This is a genomic window from Actinophytocola sp., assembly GCF_035634895.1.
In the GTDB taxonomy this organism is placed as follows: domain Bacteria; phylum Actinomycetota; class Actinomycetes; order Mycobacteriales; family Pseudonocardiaceae; genus Actinophytocola.
The window spans coordinates 1-2,328 of record NZ_DASQCC010000019.1 but is presented as its reverse complement, the minus strand read 5'-3'; the positions used below and the strand labels follow the sequence as shown (position 1 = coordinate 2,328).

The window sequence follows — 2,328 nt, the reverse complement described above, 5'->3', positions numbered from 1 at the left end:
AGGCGTTCACCTCCGACTCGTCAGTGCTCCTGCTGGTGGGTCGGCGCGGCGACTGATGCTTTACGTCGTCCGTCACGGGGAAACGGCGCCGAACGCGGCCGGGCTGCTGCTGGGACGGTCCGACCCGCGGTTGACGGAGCGGGGCCGAACCCAGGCGGCCGGGTTGGCGGCGACACTGCCGACGCCGGACCGGGTCGTGTCGAGTCCGCTGCGCCGGGCCCGTGAAACGGCGGCGGCGTTCGGACGGACGGTCGAGGTCGACGACCGATGGATCGAGCTGGACTACGGGAGACTCGAGGGGACCGACCCGGCGTCCGTGCCCACCGAGGTGTGGGCCCAATGGCGCGCAAACCCCGACTACGCGCCGGGTGGGGGTGAGCCGCTGTCGGCGCTCGGCGTGCGGGTCCGGGCCGCCTGCGAGGAGCTGACCGCGGCCGCCGACCTGCGGGCGGGACGGACGGTGGTCGTGGTGACCCACGTCAGCCCGATGAAGGCCGCCATCGCCTGGGCCCTCGGCGTCGAGGACCTGGTGGCCTGGCGGCTGTGGGTCGACGACGCGGGTGTAACCCGCATCGGAGTCGACCGGTACGGCCCCGTGCTGCGGTCGTTCAACGAGCACTCGCCGTCAGCTCCTTGAGGGCCGCGAAGCCGCTGATTCCCGAGAAGTGCGTAGTGACAACAACCTCATCCGGCCCCGGCTCGGGCAGCGCGACGGCGGCGACTCGGACCTGACGCGGGCCTGCGAACTCGACAGCGGCGGCGGACGAAGGCATCATCTCCTGATTATGGCCGCTGGTGAGCAGGCGAAACGGCACGTCGCGCGAGTGCCGCATGCTCACTGAGGTGGCGCGTGTCCCCATGCCCACGCCGTGGGGTGTATTCGACGTGCGGGCCTTCGAGAGCCCGACCGACCACGTCTACCTGGCCATGGTGCGCGGCAACGTGGAGCACAAGGACGGTGTCTTCGTCCGCCTCCACTCCGAGTGCCTCACCGGTGACGCGCTCGGCTCGCTGCGGTGCGACTGCGGCGTGCAGCTGCGGCTGGCCATGCGCCGGATCGCGGCCGAGGACTGCGGCGTGCTCGTGTACGCCACCGGCCACGAGGGCCGGGGCATCGGCTTGATCAACAAGCTGCGGACGTACGTCGAGCAGGACAAGGGCCATGACACGCTCGACGCGAACCTCCGCCTCGGCCTGCCGGTCGACGGGCGCACCTACGACAACGCGGCCGCCGTGTTGTCGGCGCTCGACCTGCGGTCCGTGCGGCTGCTGACGAACAACCCGAGGAAGGTCGATGGCATGCGGCGGGCGGGAATCGACGTGGTGGCGGTTGAGCCGCTGCCGACCGCGCCGCACGCCCGCAACCTCGGCTACCTCCGCACCAAAGAGCGCAGGATGGACCATGTGGGGCCGACCGGGTTGGCGGTGACGCCCTGGGAATCCGGTCCCCTGCCGGCCGTCGACGCGAGCGCTCTGCTCGGTGAGGTACGGGCCGCTGAGGACCGGCCCTACGTCGTGCTCAAGTTCGCTCAAACGCTCGACGGACGCATCGCCACGTCCACGGGCGATGCCAAATGGATCAGCGGCGAGGCCGAGCGCCGCATCTCGCACGCGCTGCGGGCCGCGTGCGATGCCGTACTCGTCGGCGTGGGCACAGTGATGACGGACGACCCGCTCCTGACCGTCCGCCTCGTCGCTGGAGCGTCGCCCCAGCGGGTCGTGCTCGACTCGACGCTTCGGCTGCCGCCCACGGCGCAGATCCTCGGCCCGGACGCCGCCACTACAGTGATCACGACGCGGCGCGCGTCGGCCGCCCGCCGGACCGCCCTGCACGAGCGCGGGGTGCGCGTCCACGTCGTCCCGTCCAGCCCACGCGGCGTCGACCTTCCTGCCGCCCTGGCCCGACTGCGGGCGGCTGGCACGCTGACGCTCCTCGTCGAGGGCGGCGCCCGGGTGATCACGTCGATGCTCGGTGCCGGCCTCGTCGATCGCCTGGTGGTCGGGATCGCACCGACGATAATCGGAGCCGGCACCGAGGCAGTGGGCACACTCGGGATCACCACCGTGGCCGACGGGATCCGGCTCGTCGACCGGTCGGTATACGTGCTCGACGACGACATGCTGCTGGCGTGGGACGTTGCGCGTTGCCGTTGAGTGTGTTTTGGTGACACGCCTGGGTCGGATTCCGGCGAAGTGCCAGGTAGGAGCGTGTCTGTTGTGAGATTCTGCGGGGGTGTCCGCTGACCGGGCGGCTGCTCCTTCGGGGGTAGTGACGTTTTTGTTCACCGACATTGAGGGTTCGACCCGTCGGTGGGAGGCCGATGCCAG

3 protein-coding genes are annotated in these 2,328 nt (G+C 70.8%); 2 read left to right on the top strand and 1 reads right to left on the bottom strand.

Annotated elements, in window-relative coordinates; translation table 11 throughout:
* Nucleotides 1–637, top strand: a 637-nt coding sequence (locus VET29_RS03275; protein WP_324914409.1) for a histidine phosphatase family protein, incomplete at its 5' end; no start/stop codon positions are given.
* Here the strand turns inward: VET29_RS03275 and VET29_RS03270 are convergent.
* A complete protein-coding gene (locus tag VET29_RS03270; RefSeq protein ID WP_324914405.1) occupies nt 609–833 on the bottom strand; it encodes a hypothetical protein in 225 nt (74 codons plus the stop codon). The two genes, VET29_RS03275 and VET29_RS03270, sit on opposite strands and share 29 nt — an antisense overlap.
* 10 nt (nt 834–843) lie before the next feature.
* On the opposite strand from VET29_RS03270, the gene ribA reads away from it, so the two are divergent.
* On the top strand, nt 844–2,154 hold the full coding sequence (gene ribA / locus VET29_RS03265) for a GTP cyclohydrolase II RibA (protein WP_324914401.1): 1,311 nt from the start codon (nt 844–846) through the stop codon (nt 2,152–2,154).
* Nucleotides 2,155–2,328 lie beyond the last annotated feature (174 nt).

Excerpts from the sequence above, each read along its gene's own strand:
- VET29_RS03270 (WP_324914405.1), bottom strand. The coding sequence starts at position 833 with ATGCGGCACTCGCGCGACGTGCCGTTTCGCCTGCTCACCAGCGGCCAT.